The 651-nt window shown below is 45.4% G+C and carries 1 protein-coding gene; it reads right to left on the reverse strand.

Annotated elements, in window-relative coordinates; translation table 11 throughout:
- Positions 1 to 138: 138 nt before the first annotated feature.
- Positions 139 to 651, reverse strand: a 513-nt coding sequence (locus AC1DSE_RS36130) for an ankyrin repeat domain-containing protein (protein WP_477529229.1), incomplete at its 5' end; no start/stop codon positions are given.

Here is a 651-nt window from a genome sequence, read left to right on the forward strand (position 1 = left end):
ACGTAGCTCAGCTTGGTAGAGCACCTGGTTTGGGACCAGGGGGTCGCATGTTCAAATCGTGTCGTCCCGACCATCCTAAACATAAAGAATTGAATATACATAAAAGAAAGAAGCTTGAGCAATCAAGCTTCTTTTCTTTTATATTTGATCGCCTAAATTTTGCAACAGCTCGGCGAGCTCGTCAAACCCAGCATCAAGCGCATAATCCTCAGCTGTATATCCTGTTTCATCAACTTTCAACGGATCAGCCCCTGCTTTTAGCAAAAGTTCCGCTCCCTCTATGTCACCATTTTTTGCTGCGGTCATTAGCGGTGTCCATCCGGAACTATCCTGTAAATTCGGATTAGCTCCTTCATCCAGCAATAACGCTACCATCTCTATGCTTTCATTATACAACGCTATCGTTAATGCCGTTTCTTCATAACTTTGCTCAATCACATTCAATYGCGCTCCCGCATCTATCAAAGAAGAAGCGATAGCTGTTTCATTTAGCTGGGCTGCCCACATTAGCGCTGTCCACCCTTCATCGTCTGCTGCATTCGGATTTCCTCCAGCATTAAGCAGAGATTTAACGAGCTCCAAATCAGCCTCTGAAGCTGCACCAAGCATTTGATCATCGGTTGGCGGCCCATCAAGAGAAGACATGAAGGT

This window comes from Paenibacillus sp. 01L418, from assembly GCF_056400045.1.